Here is a 17738-nt window from a genome sequence, read left to right on the forward strand (position 1 = left end):
CGATCAGTGGCTGCTGCAGCTTCCGCCGCAGCCGGCCTCGACGTGATGCGAGGTCGCCAGTTCCGCTTCCGTCGAGCAGCGCATGCCCAGGCGCTCCAGCAGCGCGCGGTCCTTGGCGGCCTGCGGGTTGCTGGTGGTCAGCAGCTTGTCGCCGTAGAACATGGAGTTCGCGCCGGCCATGAAGCACAGGGCCTGCATGGCTTCGGGCATCTCCTCGCGGCCTGCGGACAGACGCACCATCGCGCGCGGCATGCAGATGCGGGCCACGGCGATCGTGCGGATGAACTCGAACGGGTCCAGTTCCTTGGTGCCGGCCAGCGGCGTGCCTTCGACCTGCACGAGGTTGTTGATGGGCACCGACTCCGGGTACGGGTCGAGGTTGGCCAGTTGCACGATCAGGCCGGCGCGCTGGCGGCGGGTCTCGCCCATGCCGACGATGCCGCCGGAGCAAACCTTCAGGCCCTGCGCGCGCACGCGCTCCAGCGTGTCCAGGCGGTCCTGGTAGGTGCGGGTGGTGATGATCTGGCCGTAGAACTCGGGCGCGGTGTCGAGGTTGTGGTTGTAGTAGTCCAGGCCCGCGTCCTTCAGCTGCTCGGCCTGGCCTTCGCCCAGCATGCCGGCGGTCAGGCAGGTCTCCAGGCCCAGCGCCTTGACGCCGGAGATCATCTCGCCGATCTGCTCCAGGTGACGCTCCTTCGGGCTGCGCCAGGCGGCGCCCATGCAGAAGCGAGTGGCGCCGTTGGCCTTGGCGGCGCGGGCGGCTTCCATCACCTCGTCGAGCGGCAGCAGCTTCTCGGCCTTCAGGCCGGTATCGAAATGGGCCGATTGCGGGCAGTACTTGCAGTCTTCCTCGCAGCCACCGGTCTTGATGGACAGCAGGGTCGAGAGCTGCACCGCGTTCGCGTCGAAGTGCTCGCGATGCACGGTCTGAGCGCGGAACAGCAGGTCGTTGAAGGGCAGCTCGAACAGCGCGGCCACTTCGTCGACGGTCAGCGGCTTGGCCTGGCGGCGGTCGGCGTCGGTGGTGGGCTGCAGGGTCTGGATCTGGTTGATCGGGGGGGTCGAGATGGTCATGGTGTCAGAGCGCCTCCAGCGCCAGCGAGGAATTCAGGTGAGCGGCAACGGCCGCCGCGGATGGGTCGGGCAGGCGGGGCACATGGCCCCAGCAGGGAGTGGCGAGGCCGGCCTGCAGTGCGTCGAGATTGTCCGTTACGTGGGGCATCGAGGGGTCCACGGCGTTCGCGACCCAGCCCGCCAGGCGCAGGCCGCGGGCACGCACGGCCTCGGCCGTCAGCAGCGCATGGTTGATGCAGCCCAGGCGCAGGCCGACGACGAGGACGACCGGCAGCTGCAGATCGGCGGCCAGATCGGCCGTGTCCCAGCCGTCGATCAAGGGAACGCGGAAGCCGCCGACGCCCTCGACGACGGCGAGTTCCGCCTTGGCAGCGGTCCGGCGAATCGCCGCCAGCAGCGCATCGCGCTCGATCGCCACGCCGTCCAGCCGGGCCGCGACGTGCGGCGCGCAGGGCTCGCGCAGCAGCAGCGGGCAGATCTCCTCGCGGGTCAGGCCCAGCGTCTGCGCAGCGAACAGCCGCTCGACGTCGTCGTTATGGCCCTCGGCATCGCAACCGGCGGCCAGCGACTTGACCGGCGCCACGCGCAGGCCGCGCTGCGCGAGCGCATGGGTGAGGCCGGCCGTGATCGTCGTCTTGCCGATCTCGGTATCGGTGCCGGTGATGAAAAAGCCCTTCATGCCGCAGACATCTCCGCGGCCACGGTCGACAGCGCGCGCACCAGGCGCTCGATGTCGCCCATCGTGTGCGTGGCGCACAGCGTGATGCGCAGACGGGCCTCGCCCATCGGCACCGTCGGCGGGCGGATGCCCGGCACGCGCAGGCCCTCGCGCTCCAGGCGCGCGGCGAGCTTCATCACGGCGGCGTTGTCGCCGATGATCAGCGGCTGGATCGGCGTGTCGGACGCGGCCAGTTTCCAGCCCAGGCGCGGATAGCGGGCCAGCAGTGCGTTGATGCTGCGGCGCAGCTCGAACTGCAGCAGCACCAGCGCATTGCGGCGCTGCTGGCCCAGCTCGGACTCGATCAGGTCCAGCGCGGTGATCAGCGCGTGCGCGATGGCCGGCGGCGAGGCCGTCGTGAAGATGTAGGGGCGCGCCGCCTGCAGCAGGTACTCGGTCACCGTCTCGTGCGCGACGACGAAGGCGCCCGACAGGCCGGCCGCCTTGCCCAGCGTGCCGACGAGGATGATGCGCTCGCTCTTCAGGTCGAAATGCTCCAGCGAGCCGCGGCCCTTGGCACCGAGCACACCGAAGCCGTGCGCGTCGTCCACGATCATCCAGGCATCGAACTCCTCGGCCAGCTTCAGGATCTGCGGCAGTGGCGCGAGGTCGCCGTCCATGCTGAAGACGGCGTCGGTGACGATCAGCTTGACCTTGGCGCGGCTGGCGGCCAGCGCGGCGCGCAGCGCCTCCAGGTCGGCATGCGGATAGCGCGTGACCTGGGCGCGGGCCAGGCGTGCGCCGTCGATCAGCGAGGCGTGGTTCAGCGAGGCCGAGAAGATCTCCGCCTCCGCATCGCCCAGCGCGGTGACGACAGCCAGGTTCGCCATGTAGCCGGTGCAGAAGCCCAGCGCGCGGGCGTTAGGAATATGCGGCGCATACCAGTCGGCCAGCGTCTCCTCCAGCCGCTGGTGGGCGACCGAATGGCCGCTGATCAGGTGCGAGGCGCCGGAGCCGCCGCCATAGGCGCGCGCGCCCTCGGCCAGCGCGTCGGCAAGGCGCGGGTGGGCCGCCAGGCCCAGGTAGTCGTTGGAGCAGAACATCAGCAGTTCGCGGGCGACGCCGTCGGCGCCGCGCACGGTCTGGCGCGGCGCGGTGACGGTCTCGGCCGGGCGCAGGAAGCGCGTCAGGTCCTGCGCGGCGATCGCATCGAGCTTCGTTTGGAGGTGGTCAAGCAAGGACATCGTTCAGGGTCTTCATGACCGCATGGGAGAGAAAGGCCGCCGTGGCCGCATCGATCAGGTAGGGCGGCATCAGATAGACGGTGGCACCGATCGGTCGGATCAGCACTTCGCGCTCGCGCGCGGCGAGATGGAATCGTTCGGAAAAGCGTTCGCCGGGGTTCTTGACGTCGAAGGCCAGGATCATGCCGCGCTGGCGCAGATGCGCGACGCGCGGATCCTCGGCCAGCGGCGCGAAGGCCTGGGCCAGCAGGGCGGATTGTCCCCGGTTCGCCGCCAGCACGTCGTCGCGCTCGAATTTGTCGAGCACAGCGACGGCCGCCGCGCAGGCCAGCGCATTGCCGGTGTACGAGTGCGAATGCAGGAAGCCGCGCGTCACGTCCTCACTCCAGAAGCACTGGTAGATCTCGTCGGTCGTCAGCACCAGCGACAGCGGCATCGTGCCGCCGCTGATGCCCTTGGACAGCGTGACGAAGTCGGGCCAGCCTGCTTCGGCTTGTTCGAACGCGAAGAAGGTGCCCGTGCGTCCGCAGCCAACCGCGATCTCGTCGCAGATCAGGTGGACATCGAACTCGCGCGTCAGCTCGCGCAGCGCCTTCAGGTACGAGGGCGAGTGCATCACCATGCCGGCCGCGCCCTGCACCAGCGGCTCGACGATCACGGCAGCGATCTGCGCGTGGCGCTGCTCCAGCAGCGTGCGCATCGCGGCCAGCGCCTGCGCCTCGTTGCCCAGCCGGTCGTCGGGCGATTCGACGATGTGGGCACGCATCAGCAGCGGGTCGTAGGCATCGCGGAAGATCTGCACATCGGTGACGGCCAGCGCGCCGATGGTCTCGCCGTGGTAGCCGTTCTTCAGGCAGACGAACTCGCGCTTCGCCTCGAAGCCACGGTTGCGCCACGAGTGGAAGCTCTGCTTCAGCGCGATCTCGACGGCGCTGGCGCCATCGCTGGCGAAGAACACATGGCCCAGCGCGCCGCCAGTCAGCGCGCGCAGCTTCTCGGCCAGCAGCACCGCCGGCTCGTGCGTGCAGCCGGCCAGCATCACGTGCGGCAGGGTATCGAGCTGGCGCTTGATCGCACCGGTGATGCCGGCGTCCGAATGGCCGAACAGGTTGACCCACCAGGAACTGTTGGCGTCGAAGTAGCGGCGTCCGTTGACGTCATGCAGCCAGGGACCTTCGCCTCGCGCAATCGCCAGCGGCGGCGTCGCTTCGGCGCGCGCCATCTGGGTGCAGGGATGCCAGACCGCATCGAGGCTGCGGCGGGAGAGTGGGTTCATACAGCGGGGGCGGTGCCGCGCAGCTTGCCGAACAGGCCACGCAGCAACTTGAAGGTAAGACGGATCAGCAGCGCGGCGACCAGCACCATCAGCGCCAGCAGCAGTGCGAAGGCGAACGGATGGTTCCAGGCCAGCCACAGGAATGCGGGCACGAACAAGTCACCGGACAGTGACAAGGCAATGTTGGAGAAAGGCTCGGGCGAGGTATTGACGGCCGCCCGCGTGCCAGCCTTGGCCGCATGAGCGGTGGCAGCCAGGGTGCCGCCCAGCAGCGCGGCGATCACCGACCAGGCGGCGCTGTCCACGCCGTGCCCGTTCAGCACGCCGAAGGCCAGCGCGGCGCCGGCGGGGATGCGGATCACCGTGTGGATCGCATCCCACAGCGAATCGACGGCCGGGATCTTGTCGGCCAGGAACTCGATGAAGGCCAGCACCGCGGCCGCCGTCAGCACGCCGCCGTGCGTCAGCACCTGCAGGCCCTCGGGCAGCGGCAGCCAGCCCAGGCGCCCGGCCACGCCGACGATCAGCACCGTGGCATAGAGCCGCATGCCGCTGGCCCAGCCGAGCGCGGCGGCCAGCGCCAGCAGATGCGGCAGGCCGATCTCGTTCAGATCCACGGCAGCGGGCTCTTGTTGAGGAAGCTCTGCACGCCGGCGCGACCCTCGTCGCTGGCGCGGATATCGGCGATGCGGCGGGCGGTGTCGTCGCGCAGGGCCGGCGTGATCGGCTGGTGAGCGACGTCCTGCACCAGCTTCTTGCAGGCGCGCACGGCGGCCGGGCCGTTGGCGGCGATCGCGCCGGCCAGCGCGTCGACCTTGGCATCCAGCGCTTCGACCGAATCGGCCAGCTCGTGGACCAGGCCCAGGCGATGCGCCTCGGCGGCAGAGAAGCGCTCGGCCGTCACGAAGTAGCGGCGCGAAGCCTGCTCGCCCAGCGCGCGGATCACATAGGGGCTGATGGTGGCCGGCAGCAGGCCCAGCTTGGCCTCCGACAGGCAGAAGCCCGCCGACTCCACCGCCACGACGATGTCGCACACCGACACCAGGCCCACGCCGCCGGCATAGACGTCGCCCTGCACCCTGGCGATCACCGGCACCGGGCAGTTGTAGATCGCCCACAGCATCTCCGCGAGCTTGCCGGCGTCGGCCTTGTTCTCGTCCCACGAGTAGCCGGCCATGGACTTCATCCAGTTCAGGTCGGCACCGGCACAGAAGGCCTTGCCCTCGGCGGCCAGCACGATGGCGCGCAGCGACGGGTCCCGGCCAAGCGTGTCGAAAGTCGACGCAAGTTCGGCGATGACTTCTTCATTGAAGGCATTGCGCAGTTGCGGGCGATTCAGCGTGACACGGGCGACGTGGCCGGTGCGGACGAGGGACAGCGATTCAGTCATGGCAGCAGGGTCTCCGGATTGTCGCAGCGAGCTTGCGGGACGGACGCAGCGGGCGAATTGAGGGGCTTGAGCATCAGCACGCTGCGATATGTCTTGCCGCGCCACTGCACCTCGCCCACATGGTCATAGCCGCGGCGCGCATAGCGGCGTTGCAGATGCTCGGCGGGCTGGGCCGTATCGAGCGCCACATGCGTGTAGCCCCGCGAGAGCGCCCAGGCTTCCGCCGTGTCCATCAGGCGCTCCGCCAGCCGCTGGCCGCGCTCATCCGGATGCACGCCCAGTTGCGCCAGCAGCGCGTGGTCGGACTGAGAGAAGCAGCCGGGCACGGGATCACCGAGATAGCCGGCATCCGGCTGCTTGGGCGGGCTGATGGTGACGGTGCCAACCAGGCGATCCTGCCGCACGGCGACGAAGACCTGGCCCGTGACGACACGCTGGCGCGTGACCTCGACGCTCTGGTCGACGGCCGTGAAGTTCCAGCCCTGGGCAGCGAGGGAGGCATAGGCCGCATGCAGCAACGCCGTCAGTTGCTCCAGCGAGTCCGAGGGCTCGAGCGGACGGATCGTCACCGTCATGGCTGCTTCCAGACGACGGCGTGGTCGACCGCGTAGAGCCGGCACGGCGCATCGGCCTCGGCTTTGCGCTCGCAGAAGGCCAGCGCCCGCGACGGCGCGTCGTCGCCGCTCGCATAGCCCCAATGGCTGCCGTCGGTCGCGAAGGCCCGAGGCTCCTTCGCGGCCAGGAACTTGCGATAGCCGCTCAGCAGGCTGCTCTGCGGCAGCGCGGTCTCGTCGTCGACGGCCACGCCATCCCGTGCGGCCGGCACGGCGACGACGCCCGGTGTGGTGAAACCCAGGGGCTTCAGAAACTCGTCGACCAGAGGCTGCCAGATGTCGTTACCCTGGCCGAACAGCTGATGGCCGTCGCTGCCGAAGGCCGGCATCAGCCGCGTCTCCACCAGGCCGCCGGCGTCGCGATAGGTCTCGGACCATTGCTTCTGGTAGCGCGGCGAAAAATAGCGGTCGTTCTCCGTGAAGACCCACAAGGTCGGCACCGCGTGGCCACCCTGCGCCGCGCGGCGGCCGAAGTCCGCGAAGCTCCGCCTCAGTTGGGCCGTGCCGCAGGGCTCGCCTGCATGCTGGTCCGGGTCGCCGCCATGGCCGCCGGCGAAATCGATCGCGGCGACCACGCCGTCGATGTGAACGGCCGTGGCCGCGATGGTCGCGAAGCCGCCGACCGACTGGCCCACCAGGACGACGCGGTGCGCATCGATGTCTTCGCTGGCCGTGATCGCCTTCACCACCGCGGCGATCTGCTCGGCGGCGACCTTGGCGGGCACGTCGTAGCGTGGCGAATCGCAGCGCAGGCTCGATTCCGGATCGCCAACGGCTGCAAGCTCTCCGTAGCCGATGCGCAGCGGCACTGCCACCGCGAAGCCCTTGCGGACAAAGAAGCGCGCGGCGGACTCGAAACGCGGCCGCTTGTAGTCGGCCCGTCCCTTCACCGAGCGACCATGGCTGATGACGACCAGGGGGAACGGCCCCGGGCCCGGCGGGCGGTAGGTCGTTACCAGCAGATCCGCGCTCAGCTTGTTGCCGAAGGCGTCAAAAACAGCCGCGGGGACGCGGAGCACTGACTCGCGGATATCGGTAGCCAAGCGTTCGGGCGCGGCCCCCTGATCGACAGGAGTGGATGCCGCGCAGCCAGCGAGCGCGCCGAGCACGCTCACCGCAATGACTATTGCATCAATGAAACGACGGGCTCGCGAACTCATCGACTGATGCTCCACGATCACATCCGGAACACGCCGAACTTCGTCTCCGGGATCTCCGCATTCAGCGCCGCCGACAAGCCCAGCGCCAGCACGCGCCGCGTATCGGCCGGGTCGATCACGCCGTCGTCCCACAGCCGGGCCGATGCGTAGTACGGGTGGCCCTGGTCTTCGTACTGCTGCAGGATCGGCGCCTTGAAGGCGGCTTCTTCCGCCGCCGACCACTGGCCGCCCTTGGACTCGATGCCGTCGCGCTTGACGGTGGCGAGCACGCTGGCGGCCTGTTCGCCACCCATCACGCTGATGCGCGCGTTGGGCCACATCCAGAGGAAGCGCGGCGAGTAGGCGCGGCCGCACATGCCGTAGTTCCCGGCGCCGAAGCTGCCGCCGATGATGACGGTGAACTTGGGCACCTGGGCGCAGGCCACCGCCGTCACCATCTTGGCGCCGGCGCGGGCGATGCCTTCGTTCTCGTACTTGCGGCCCACCATGAAGCCGGTGATGTTCTGCAGGAACACCAGCGGGATCTTGCGCTGGCAGCAGAGCTCGATGAAGTGCGCACCCTTGTTGGCGCTCTCGGCGAACAGGATGCCGTTGTTGGCGACGATGCCCACCGGCATGCCCTCGATGTGGGCGAAGCCGCAGACCAGGGTGTTGCCGTAGCGGGCCTTGAACTCGTCGAACTCGGAGCCGTCGACCAGGCGGGCGATCACCTCGCGCACGTCGAAAGGCTTGCGGGTGTCGGTCGGGATCACGCCGTGCAGCTCGGCCGCGTCGAACAGCGGGGCCTTGGGCGGCTGGGTCAGCAACTGGCCCTGCTTCTTCCAGTTCAGCCGGCTGATCGACTGGCGGGCGATGGCCAGCGCATGGGTGTCGTCATTGGCGAGGTGGTCTGCCACGCCGGAGAGACGCGTGTGCACGTCGCCGCCGCCGAGGTCTTCGGCCGTCACCACCTCGCCGGTGGCCGCCTTCACCAGCGGCGGGCCGCCCAGGAAGATCGTGCCCTGGTTCTTGACGATGATGGTCTCGTCGCTCATCGCCGGCACGTAGGCACCGCCGGCCGTGCAGGAGCCCATCACCACGGCGATCTGCGGCACGCCCTGGGCGCTGAGGTTGGCCTGGTTGTAGAAGATGCGGCCGAAGTGGTCGCGGTCGGGGAAGACCTCGTCCTGGTTCGGCAGGTTGGCACCACCGGAGTCCACCAGGTAGATGCAGGGCAGGCGGTTCTGCTGCGCGATCTCCTGCGCGCGCAGGTGCTTCTTGACGGTTACGGGATAGTAGGTGCCGCCCTTCACCGTGGCGTCGTTGCAGACGACCATGCAGTCCACGCCGCCGACGCGGCCGATGCCGGCGATCACGCCACCGCCCGGCGCGGCGTTGTCGTACATATCAAGGCCCGCCAGCGGCGCCAGCTCCAGGAAGGGCGTGCCCGGGTCCAGCAGCATCTCCACCCGGTCGCGCGGCAACAGCTTGCCTCTAGCCACGTGCTTGGCGCGGGCCGCCTCACCGCCGCCCTGGGCGATCTTCTCGAGCTTGGCGTTCAGGTCGTCCAGCAGGCCGCGCATCGCCTCGGCATTCGCCTTGAAGTCCGCCGAGCGGGCGTTGAGCTTGGTGGTCAGGACGGCCATCTGTGTCTCCGGTGTGGGGCTTCGTGAGTTCGGCTCAAATATTCTTCAGAGCGGCGCGAATCATATGCGATGAATTCTGGAAAAAGATAGTCTTGAGCTTTACTCAATTACCGCGCAGAATGCGGCCCGTGACACGCACCGCCACCGCACCCGTCTCTGCCGTTCCCCAGCGCCGCGCGCCCGCCAGCGCCAAGGCCGAGCAGCGCGTGCGCGATATCCTGCGGGTCGGCCGCGAGGTCTTCGCCGAGCATGGCTACGAGCGCGCCACCACGACCGAGATCGCCCAGCGGCTCTCGATCTCCGAGGCGACGATATTCACCTACTTCCGCGGCAAGCGGGAGCTGTGCATGCGCGTCATCGGCGACTGGTACGACGAGACGATCGGCGCCATCGAGGCCGGCATGCCGCTCGACGCCTCGGCGCGCGAGCAGCTCGAATACTTCGTCCGCACCCACCTGAGCGTGTTCCTGGTGCAGGGCACCGGCATCTGCGCGCTGGTGCTCAGCGAGGGCCGTGCGCGCAGCGGCTCCGGCCCCGATCTCGGCGACACGCTGATCGAGCTGCAGCGCCGCTACACCGCGCCGCTGATGGACCTGCTCGCCCGGGGCCAGGCCAGCGGCGAGATCCGGCGCGACGTGCCGCTGCGCCTGCTGCGCTCGCTGGTGCTGGGGCCGATGGAGCACATGCTGTGGGAGCTGGTCGGCAGCGCTCAGCGCAGCATCGACATCGAGGTGAGCGCCGGCGCGCTGGTCGCGCTGCTGTGGCCGGCCATACAGGCGCCGGACCAGGAACTGCTCGCGCTGCGGCAGTTGCGCGGCGAGTTGCAGGCCGCCCTCAGCCGCGCCTGAACATCTTCTTCACCAAGGCCGCCGCGCCTGCAAGCACCACGCCGCTGAGCGCCAGCCCTGCCAGGTGCTCGCGCACGAAGGGAACGTTGCCGAAGAAATAGCCCGCCGCCACCAGGCCCGCCGACCACAAGGCCGCGCCAGCCAGCGTCGCCAGCGCGAAGCGGCGACTGTCCATGCCGGCGATGCCGGCCGCCAGCGGCGCGAAGGTTCGCAACACGGCCACATAGGGCGTCACGAGCAGGCCCAGACCGCCCCAGCCCTCGAAGAAACGCTGCGCCCGCACCAGCGCCGGGCCGTTCAGCCAGCGATAGTTGCGCCGCTGCGCCTGCCGGCCGAGCAGCACGCCGCAGCCATAGGCCATCGCGCTGCCCAGCAACGCCGCGGCGAAGAACAGCAGCGCCAACAGCCACGGATCCAGCGCCCCCTGCGCGCTGAGCGCGCCGCAGAGGAACAGCAGCGGATCGCCGGGCAGGAAGAACAGCGGCGCAATGCCGATCTCCGCCGTCACCAGCACGAACAGCAGCAAGTAAACGGCTGGGCCATAACTGGTCATCCACGCTGACAGGATCTGGGCGAGATTCATCGGCGCAGGTGCGCGAGCCGGTGCACCAGCGCGTGTTCGCAGAGCTTGAAAAGCAGGTAGGCCGCGATCGCCAGCAGCGCCGTGGCGAGCAGTTCCAGCAACTGCCGGAAGCCGCCGTCCATCAATCCCATCCAGCCGTTCGCCCACAGGAAGCCGGCGTTGGCGGAGACGAACTTCACCAGGTCCAGCGACAGCACGCCGAACAGCAGGAAGGCCAGCGTCATCAGCAGGAAGCAGGCCGGCCGGTGCGCAAGCAGCCAGCGGTAGAGGCGCGTGTGGTCGTCGTGAGGCATCGGTTTCGCTCCTACGGAACTGTCTCGATTTTGCTCAGGGTCCGCCCGAAGCAGAAGAAAGGGACGTTCCGCTAATATCGATCGGATACCTGCCCTCGAGGCAGGCCAGGGGAAAGCATGACGGCTGCTTGCAACACCCGGCAGCGCCGCCGGGCTTCCGCGACGATTGCGCTGGCCATGGCGATGGGCGCTGCGATGCTGAGCATGCCCGCGCCGTCGGCCCTTGCCAAGCCACGCGCCCCGGCCGCTGCGGCCGACGCCGATCCCGCCTGGTCCTACCACGTCCAGCCGGGCGACAACCTGTTCGATCTCGCCGCCGCCTACCTGAAGGAGCGCACCAGCTGGCGCGAGCTGCAGAAGCTCAACCGCGTCGCAGACCCTCTGCGCCTGCCGCCGGGCAGCACGCTGAAGATGCCGGTGCGGCTGCTGCGGCGCGAGGCCAGCGTCGCGCAGGCGGTGTTCGTGCAGGGCGAGGTCAGCCTGCGGCACGCGGGCGGCAGCACCCCGGCCCCGCTGCGCACCGGCGACGAGCTGCGCTCCGGCGATGCGCTCGTCACTGGCGAGCAGGCCACGCTGACCCTGCGCTTCGTCGATGGCTCGCGGCTGCTGGTGGCGCCGCGCAGCGAGGTGACGGTGGAGGAGCTGCTGGTCTATGGCCGCAGCGCCGTGCCCGCGATGCGGCTGCAGTTGCAGAAGGGCAGTGCGGACAGCAAGGTCCAGCCCTCGCGCGAGCGGCCGGCCGACTACCAGCTGAAGACGCCGAGCCTGCTGCTGGGCGTGCGCGGCACCGAGTTCCGCGTCCAGGTCAGCGACGACGGCCGCAGCGCCCGCGCCGAGGTGCTGGAAGGCACCGTCGCCGGCACGCCCGCCGGCGCAGCGGCCGCCACGCCGATGCCCGCCGGCTACGGCTTGGCCGCCACGCTGGGCCAGGCGCCGTCGCCGCTGACGAAGCTGCTGCCCGCGCCCGCGCTGGCCGGCGTGCCGCAGAAGCTCGAACGCATCCCGATGACGATCACCTGGCCGGCGCTGGACGGTGCCGGCGCCTACCGCGCGCAGGTGTTCGACGGCCAGGGCAACCTGCTGCTGGACGGGCGCTTCGAGTCGCCGCGCGCTCAGTGGGCGGACCTGCCCGATGGGAACTACAAGCTGCGCCTGCGCGGCATCGACGCCCTGGGCCTCGAAGGCCTGGCCGCCGAGCAGGACGTGCGGCTGAAGGCCCGCCCCGAACCGCCGTTTGCAAGCTCGCCCGCGCCCGATGCGCGGGTCTACGGCGACAGCGCGCCGCTGGCCTGGACGCGCCCGGTCAATGCGCAATCGTTCCGCCTGCAGGTCGGCACCGATGCCGGCTTCCAGGCCCCGCCGGTGCTGGAGCGCAGCGGCCTCTCCAGTACGGAACTGGGCGCATCGCTGCCACCCGGCCAGTACTTCTGGCGCGTGGCCAGCACGGCCGCCGGCCCGGACGACGGTCCCTGGGGCGACCCCCAACACTTCGAGCTGCGCCCGGTCCCGCCGACGCCACCGCTGCAGCCACCGGCCATCGATGGCGACCAACTGCGCTTCGCCTGGGCCGCCGCCCCCGGCGCCGCCCGCTACGAACTGCAGTGGGCGGCCGATGCCGAGTTCAAGACCCTGCTCGCCGAGCCCAGGACCGAGCAGCCCGCGCTGGTGCTGCCGCGCCCGGGTCACGGCGTCTACTACCTGCGCGTGCGCAGCGTCGACGAACTCGGCTACGCCGGCCCCTACGGCACGGCGCAGCGGGTCGAGCTGCCGCGCCCGCTCTGGCCCTGGCTGCTGCCCCTGCTGCTGGTGCCCCTGGCGTTCTAGCGATGAAGCTGCTGTGGCGCCTGGCCAGCCTGCCCCTGCTGGCCCTGCCGCTGGCCCTGCTGCTGAGCCTGACGCCCAGCTACGAGCGCGCCTCGCTGCTGCTGGACGATGCGCTACTGAGCCTGGCCGCCCGGCCGGTGCACTACGACGAGGTGCTGGCGGCCGACATCGACGACGCCTCGCTGCGCAACCTGCAGCCGCAGCTCGGCGACTGGCCCTACCGCCGCGACGTCTACAGCCTGCTGCTGAACTACCTGCGCGATGCGGGTGCCCGCGTGGTCGTGTTCGACATCGTGTTCTCCGGCCCGCGCGACGGCGATGCCGCCCTGGCCGCCGCACTGAACCAGCGCAGCGACGTCGTGCTCGCCGCCGCCGGCCTGCCGCAGCCGATCGAGGTCGACAACGAGGCGCGGGCCCTGCTGCAGCGCCTGTCCCGCCCCGTCACCACCGGCATGCGGGCCACCGCCTGGTCCGACATCACCTTGCCGCATCCGCAGCTCTTCGACGCGATGGCCGCGCCCGATGCGATCGGCATGGTCTCGACACCGCTGGACGAGGACGGCCGGCTGCGCCACCTGCCGCTGCTGCACGAGGTGCACGGCCGCGTGCTGCCGGCGCTGCCGCTGGCCGCACTCGCCCGCGCCGGCCACATCGGCTGGCAGCTGCACGGCGACCAGCTCTCGATCGGCGCGCAGCGCTGGACGCTCGATGCGCACGGCCGCGTGCGCGCCACGCTGCCGGCCAATGCCGACGCGGTGCCGCTGCTCGACTGGGGCCGGCTGATGCGCGCCGCGCTGGGCGAGAGCGACGACCCCGAGCTGCGCGAGCGCATCCGCGGCCGAGCCCTGTTCATCGGCAGCAGCGCCTTCTTCGCCGACCCGGTGATGACGGCCGTCGGCCAGCGCTCCGGCACGCAGCTGCTGGCCGGCACCTACGCGGCAATGAGCCGCGGCCAGCTGGTGGCCGACGCGCCCTGGCCGGCCGTCGCCGGCCTCTGGCTGCTGGCCCTGCTGCCGGCGGCATGGACGGCCCGCAGTGCGCGCCCGCAGCTGGCGCGGCACGTGGTGCCGGTGGCGCTGGCGCTGCTGACCGTGCTGGCCATCGCCGTCGTGCTGCTGCAGCAGCGGCAATTGCTGCTGCCGGTGATCGGCCCGCTGTGGATGCTGGCCTTCGGCCTCGCGCTGACGGCCGCCGCCGAGCTGCGCTGGGAGCACCTGACGCACCAGCGCCTCAGCTACGAGCGTGCCGTGGCCGACGCCGCCAACCGCTCGAAGAGCGAATTCCTCGCCCACGTCAGCCACGAGATCCGCACGCCGATGAACGCGCTGCTGGGCATGGCCGACCTGCTCGGCCGCACCCGGCTGGACGCGCAGCAGCGCCACTACGTCGAGGTCTTCCACAGCGCCGGCCAGGCGCTCTTCTCGCTGATCAACGACCTGCTGGACCTGTCCAAGATCGAGGCCGGCCGGGCCGAGCTGCAGCCCGACGCCTTCAACCCCGAGGCGCTGTTCCTGCAGCAGCTGAACCTGCTGCGCCCGCGCGCCGAGGCCAAGGGCCTGAGCCTGTCGCTGCAGATGGAGCCGGACGCGAGGCAGTGGGCGCACGGCGACCCGCAGCGCCTGGCGCAAGTGCTGGTGAACCTGGCCGGCAATGCGATCAAGTTCACCCGCGAGGGCGGCGTCACCGTGCGCGCGCAGCGCAAGGGCGAGCTGCTGGCCTTCAGCGTCCAGGACACCGGCATCGGCGTCGAGCCGTCCAAGCACGACATGATCTTCCGCCCCTACACGCAGGCCGACGGCAGCATCGAGCGCGTCTACGGCGGCACGGGTCTGGGCCTGTCGATCTGCCGCACCCTGGTGGCGCTGATGGGCGGCCGCATCTGGCTGGAGAGCCTGCCCGGCCAGGGCGCGACCTTCTTCGTCGAGCTGCCGATGCCGGCCATCGCGGCGCCGCCGCCCTCGGCACAGCCGCCTGTCGCTGCCCTGGCGGGCCCGACGCGCCTCGTGCCGCTGAACATCCTGCTGTGCGAGGACACGGAGCTGAACGTGCTGGTCTTCGAGGCCATGCTGCTGCCGCTGGGCCACCGGGTCGACCATGCGGAGAACGGCCTCATCGGCCTGCACAAGTTCCGTTCGGGCCGCTACGACCTGGTGCTGATGGACGTGCAGATGCCCGGCATGGACGGCCTCGCCGCCACGCGCGAGCTGCGCCGCATCGAGCGCGAGGACGAGCGCGTGCGCACGCCGGTGATCGCGCTCACCGCCAACGCCTTCGATGCCGACGCCCAGCGCAGCCTGGACGCCGGCTGCGACGCCCACCTGACCAAGCCGATCAGCCAGGCCGAGCTGCTGGAGGCGCTGGGGCGCTACGGTCGCCCCGATCATGGCCAGGGACAGGTCTTGCCTGATCCTCCAGAGGCCGATGCGCGCCCTGCAGAGTTCCGGCATTAGGTGTAGGCTCCCGCGCTTCTCATCCCCCCACCCACATCGACAACCGGGAGTCATCCGATGATCAACCTCACCGTGAACGGAAAACCGGTCTCGCTGGACGCCGAGCCGGACGAGCCCCTGCTCTGGGCGCTGCGCGAAGACCTGCAACTCACCGGCACCAAATTCGGCTGCGGCATGGCGCTGTGCGGCGCCTGCACCGTGCACCTGGACGGCCAGCCCGTGCGCTCCTGCCAGACGCCGCTGTCCGCTGCCGCCGGCAAGAAGGTGACGACGATCGAAGGCGTCGGCGCCAGCAAGACCGGCAAGGCCGTACAAGCCGCCTGGCTCAAGATCGACGTACCCCAATGCGGCTACTGTCAGAGCGGGCAGATCATGAGCGCCTGCGCCCTGCTCAACGGCAAGAAATCACCCAGCGACGCCGACATCGAGGCCGCCATGAGCGGCAACATCTGCCGCTGTGGCACCTACAACCAGATCAAGGCCGCCATCCACGGCGCCGCCGCGACGCTGGCCAAGGGAGCATGAGCATGGACATGCCCGTTCAAACCAACAAGTCCCGCCGCGGCTTCCTGAAGACCCAGGCCGCCCTGGTCGTCGGCTTCAGCCTGCCGCTGGTCGCCCGCCGCGCCGAGGCTGCGATCGACCCGGTCGACTCCAACACCTTCGCGCCGAACGCCTGGGTGCGCATCACGCCGGACAACCACGTCACGGTCGTCTGCGGCTCCGCCGAGATGGGCCAGGGCGTGCTGACGGCCATCCCGATGCTGCTGGCCGAGGAACTCGACGCCGACTGGAAGCTCGTCAGCGTCCAGCAGTCGCCGGTCGACACCGCCTACAACAACCCCGCCTTCGGCATGCAGGCCACCGGCGGCAGCTCGACGATCCGCGGCCACTGGACGCCGCTGCGCACCGCCGGCGCGCAGGCGCGCGAGATGCTGCTGGCCGCCGCGGCGGCGCAGCTCAATGTCGACGCCAGCACGCTGCGCACCGAGAAGAGCCATGTGATCGGCCCCGGCGGCAAGAAGATCCCCTACGGCGCGCTGGTCGAGGCCGCTTCCAAGCAGCCGGTGCCCGAGAAGCCCGCGCTGAAGTCGCCCAAGGACTTCAAGATCATGGGCAAGCCGACCAACCGGCTCGACACGCCCGCCAAGATCAACGGCACGGCCAAGTTCGGCATCGACGCGCATGTGGACGGCATGCTCGTCGCGGTGATGGCCCGCGCGCCCTTCCCCGACGCCAAGCCCAAGTCCATGGATGAAGCCAAGGCCAAGGCAGTCAAGGGCGTGCAGAAGATCATCACGATCCCCAGCGGCGTGGCCGTGCTGGCCGACGGCTACTGGGCCGCCCGCAAGGGCCGCGACGCGCTGGCCGTGCAGTGGGACATGGGCCCGCACGCCGACTTCGACAGCGCCAAGGTGACGAGCCAGCTCGAAGAGGCGGCCTCCTCCGCCAACGCGGTGGCCGTGGACAAGGGCAACCCGAAGGACGCTGCTGCCACTGCCGCGCAGACGATCTCGGCCCGCTACGAGGTGCCCTACCTGGCACACGCCTGCATGGAGCCGCTGAACTGCACCGCCTGGGTCAAGGGCGACGAGGTGACCTTGTGGGTCGGCACGCAGAGCCAGGGCCCCGCGCAAGGCATCCTGGCCCACGTTGCAGAGGCGACGCCGGCCAAGGTCAAGATCAACACGCTGCTGCTGGGCGGCGGTTTCGGCCGCCGCTTCGCGCCTGACTTCACGATCGACGCGACCCTGCTGTCCAAGGCCAGCGGCAGCCCGGTGAAGCTGATCTACGCCCGCGAGGACGACATGGCCGCCGGCTACTACCGCCCGGCCTCGGTCGTACGCTTCGAGGGTGCGGTGGACGACAAGGGCGCGGCGACGATGCTGCGCGCGGGCGTCGGCTCGCCTTCGATCATGGCGGCCTCCGGCTTCCTGAAGATCCCGGAGAACGGCGTCGATTCGATGGCCGTCGAGGGCCTGGCGGACCATCCCTATGCGATCCCGAACCAGCGCATCGCCTACGGCCGCGCGGAGCCCGGCCCGCAGGTCTGGTTCTGGCGCTCGGTCGGCCATTCGCAGAACGCCTTCTTCATCGAGAGCTTCATCGACGAGATGGCCGCCGCGGCCAAGGCGGATCCGCTGCAGTTCCGCCTCGCGCTGCTGAGCGAGGCACCGCGCCACAAGGCCGTGCTGGAGCTGGCCGCCGCCCGCGCCGGCTACGGCAAGCCGCTGCCCAAGGGCCATGTGCACGGCATCGCGGTGGCGGAGAGCTTCGGCAGCTACGTGGCCGAGATCGCCGAGGTCTCGGTGGCGGCGGACGGCACGCCCAAGGTGCACAAGGTCACGGCGGTGGTCGACTGCGGCATGACGGTGAACCCGCAGACGATCGCGCGCCAGATCGAAGGCGCGATCTGCTACGGCCTCTCCGCCGCGCTGTACGGACGCATCAGCTACAAGGACGGCCACGTCGAGCAGAGCAACTTCCACGACTACCCGGTGGCGCGGATGACCGACATGCCCAAGGTCGACGTCCACATCATGCCGAGCACCGAGAACCCCGGCGGCATCGGCGAACCGGGCACGCCGCCACTGGCGCCAGCGGTGACCAATGCGATCTTCAAGGCGACCGGCGTTCGCGTCCGCAGCCTGCCGATCGATACCGAGGCGCTGAAGAAGAAGGCCTGACCAGCGGGCGCG

16 protein-coding genes are annotated in these 17738 nt (G+C 70.1%); 5 read left to right on the forward strand and 11 right to left on the reverse strand.

Annotated elements, in window-relative coordinates:
* Positions 1–3: 3 nt before the first annotated feature.
* The 9 genes from bioB to SNE35_RS06095 are packed head-to-tail and all read right to left on the reverse strand — an operon-like array spanning position 4 to position 9041.
* Positions 4–1074: a biotin synthase BioB gene (gene bioB / locus SNE35_RS06055; protein ID WP_320421964.1), complete on the reverse strand. Its 1071-nt coding sequence runs from the start codon at positions 1072–1074 to the stop codon at positions 4–6.
* A 4-nt stretch (positions 1075–1078) separates the two neighbouring features.
* On the reverse strand, positions 1079–1753 hold the full coding sequence (gene bioD, locus SNE35_RS06060) for a dethiobiotin synthase (RefSeq protein WP_320421965.1): 675 nt from the start codon (positions 1751–1753) through the stop codon (positions 1079–1081).
* Positions 1750–2976, reverse strand: coding sequence for an 8-amino-7-oxononanoate synthase (gene bioF, locus SNE35_RS06065; RefSeq protein ID WP_320421966.1), 1227 nt, complete (start codon positions 2974–2976; stop codon positions 1750–1752). Before bioF ends, bioD begins: the two co-directional genes overlap by 4 nt.
* Complete coding sequence (locus tag SNE35_RS06070) at positions 2963–4252, reverse strand: adenosylmethionine--8-amino-7-oxononanoate transaminase (RefSeq protein ID WP_320421967.1); 1290 nt, start codon at positions 4250–4252, stop codon at positions 2963–2965. Before SNE35_RS06070 ends, bioF begins: the two co-directional genes overlap by 14 nt.
* Positions 4249–4869 carry a DUF4126 domain-containing protein gene (locus SNE35_RS06075; protein ID WP_320421968.1) on the reverse strand — a complete coding sequence of 207 codons (621 nt, stop codon included), beginning with the start codon at positions 4867–4869 and terminating at the stop codon, positions 4249–4251. Before SNE35_RS06075 ends, SNE35_RS06070 begins: the two co-directional genes overlap by 4 nt.
* Positions 4860–5642, reverse strand: a complete 783-nt coding sequence (locus SNE35_RS06080) for an enoyl-CoA hydratase/isomerase family protein (RefSeq protein ID WP_320421969.1) — start codon at positions 5640–5642, stop codon at positions 4860–4862. Before SNE35_RS06080 ends, SNE35_RS06075 begins: the two co-directional genes overlap by 10 nt.
* Positions 5639–6217, reverse strand: coding sequence for a GNAT family N-acetyltransferase (locus SNE35_RS06085; RefSeq protein WP_320421970.1), 579 nt, complete (start codon positions 6215–6217; stop codon positions 5639–5641). Before SNE35_RS06085 ends, SNE35_RS06080 begins: the two co-directional genes overlap by 4 nt.
* A complete protein-coding gene (locus SNE35_RS06090) occupies positions 6214–7431 on the reverse strand; it encodes a dienelactone hydrolase family protein (protein WP_320421971.1) in 1218 nt (405 codons plus the stop codon). Before SNE35_RS06090 ends, SNE35_RS06085 begins: the two co-directional genes overlap by 4 nt.
* A 2-nt stretch (positions 7432–7433) precedes the next feature.
* Positions 7434–9041, reverse strand: coding sequence for a carboxyl transferase domain-containing protein (locus SNE35_RS06095; protein WP_320421972.1), 1608 nt, complete (start codon positions 9039–9041; stop codon positions 7434–7436).
* Between the two features lie 119 nt (positions 9042–9160).
* On the opposite strand from SNE35_RS06095, the gene SNE35_RS06100 reads away from it, so the two are divergent.
* Positions 9161–9889: a TetR/AcrR family transcriptional regulator gene (locus tag SNE35_RS06100; protein WP_431312713.1), complete on the forward strand. Its 729-nt coding sequence runs from the start codon at positions 9161–9163 to the stop codon at positions 9887–9889.
* Here SNE35_RS06100 and SNE35_RS06105 read toward each other — a convergent pair.
* Both SNE35_RS06105 and SNE35_RS06110 read right to left on the reverse strand, forming a co-directional pair.
* Positions 9876–10472 carry a DedA family protein gene (locus SNE35_RS06105; RefSeq protein ID WP_320421974.1) on the reverse strand — a complete coding sequence of 199 codons (597 nt, stop codon included), beginning with the start codon at positions 10470–10472 and terminating at the stop codon, positions 9876–9878. The genes SNE35_RS06100 and SNE35_RS06105 overlap by 14 nt on opposite strands.
* Positions 10469–10765 (reverse strand): hypothetical protein, encoded by a 297-nt coding sequence (locus SNE35_RS06110; RefSeq protein WP_320421975.1) that lies wholly within the window; start codon positions 10763–10765, stop codon positions 10469–10471. Before SNE35_RS06110 ends, SNE35_RS06105 begins: the two co-directional genes overlap by 4 nt.
* 117 nt (positions 10766–10882) lie before the next feature.
* On the opposite strand from SNE35_RS06110, the gene SNE35_RS06115 reads away from it, so the two are divergent.
* The 4 genes from SNE35_RS06115 to SNE35_RS06130 are packed head-to-tail and all read left to right on the forward strand — an operon-like array spanning position 10883 to position 17726.
* Positions 10883–12589 carry a FecR family protein gene (locus tag SNE35_RS06115; protein WP_320421976.1) on the forward strand — a complete coding sequence of 569 codons (1707 nt, stop codon included), beginning with the start codon at positions 10883–10885 and terminating at the stop codon, positions 12587–12589.
* A 2-nt stretch (positions 12590–12591) separates the two neighbouring features.
* The gene (locus SNE35_RS06120) at positions 12592–15039 is read left to right on the forward strand and encodes a hybrid sensor histidine kinase/response regulator (protein WP_320421977.1); all 2448 of its coding nucleotides are present in this window, start codon (positions 12592–12594) and stop codon (positions 15037–15039) included.
* Positions 15040–15096: 57 nt separating this feature from the next.
* Positions 15097–15564 (forward strand): (2Fe-2S)-binding protein, encoded by a 468-nt coding sequence (locus tag SNE35_RS06125; protein ID WP_320421978.1) that lies wholly within the window; start codon positions 15097–15099, stop codon positions 15562–15564.
* A gap of 2 nt (positions 15565–15566) precedes the next feature.
* Positions 15567–17726 carry a xanthine dehydrogenase family protein molybdopterin-binding subunit gene (locus SNE35_RS06130; RefSeq protein ID WP_320421979.1) on the forward strand — a complete coding sequence of 720 codons (2160 nt, stop codon included), beginning with the start codon at positions 15567–15569 and terminating at the stop codon, positions 17724–17726.
* Positions 17727–17738: the final 12 nt, after the last annotated feature.

The organism is Roseateles agri, assembly GCF_034043675.1.
Classification (GTDB): domain Bacteria; phylum Pseudomonadota; class Gammaproteobacteria; order Burkholderiales; family Burkholderiaceae_C; genus KK5.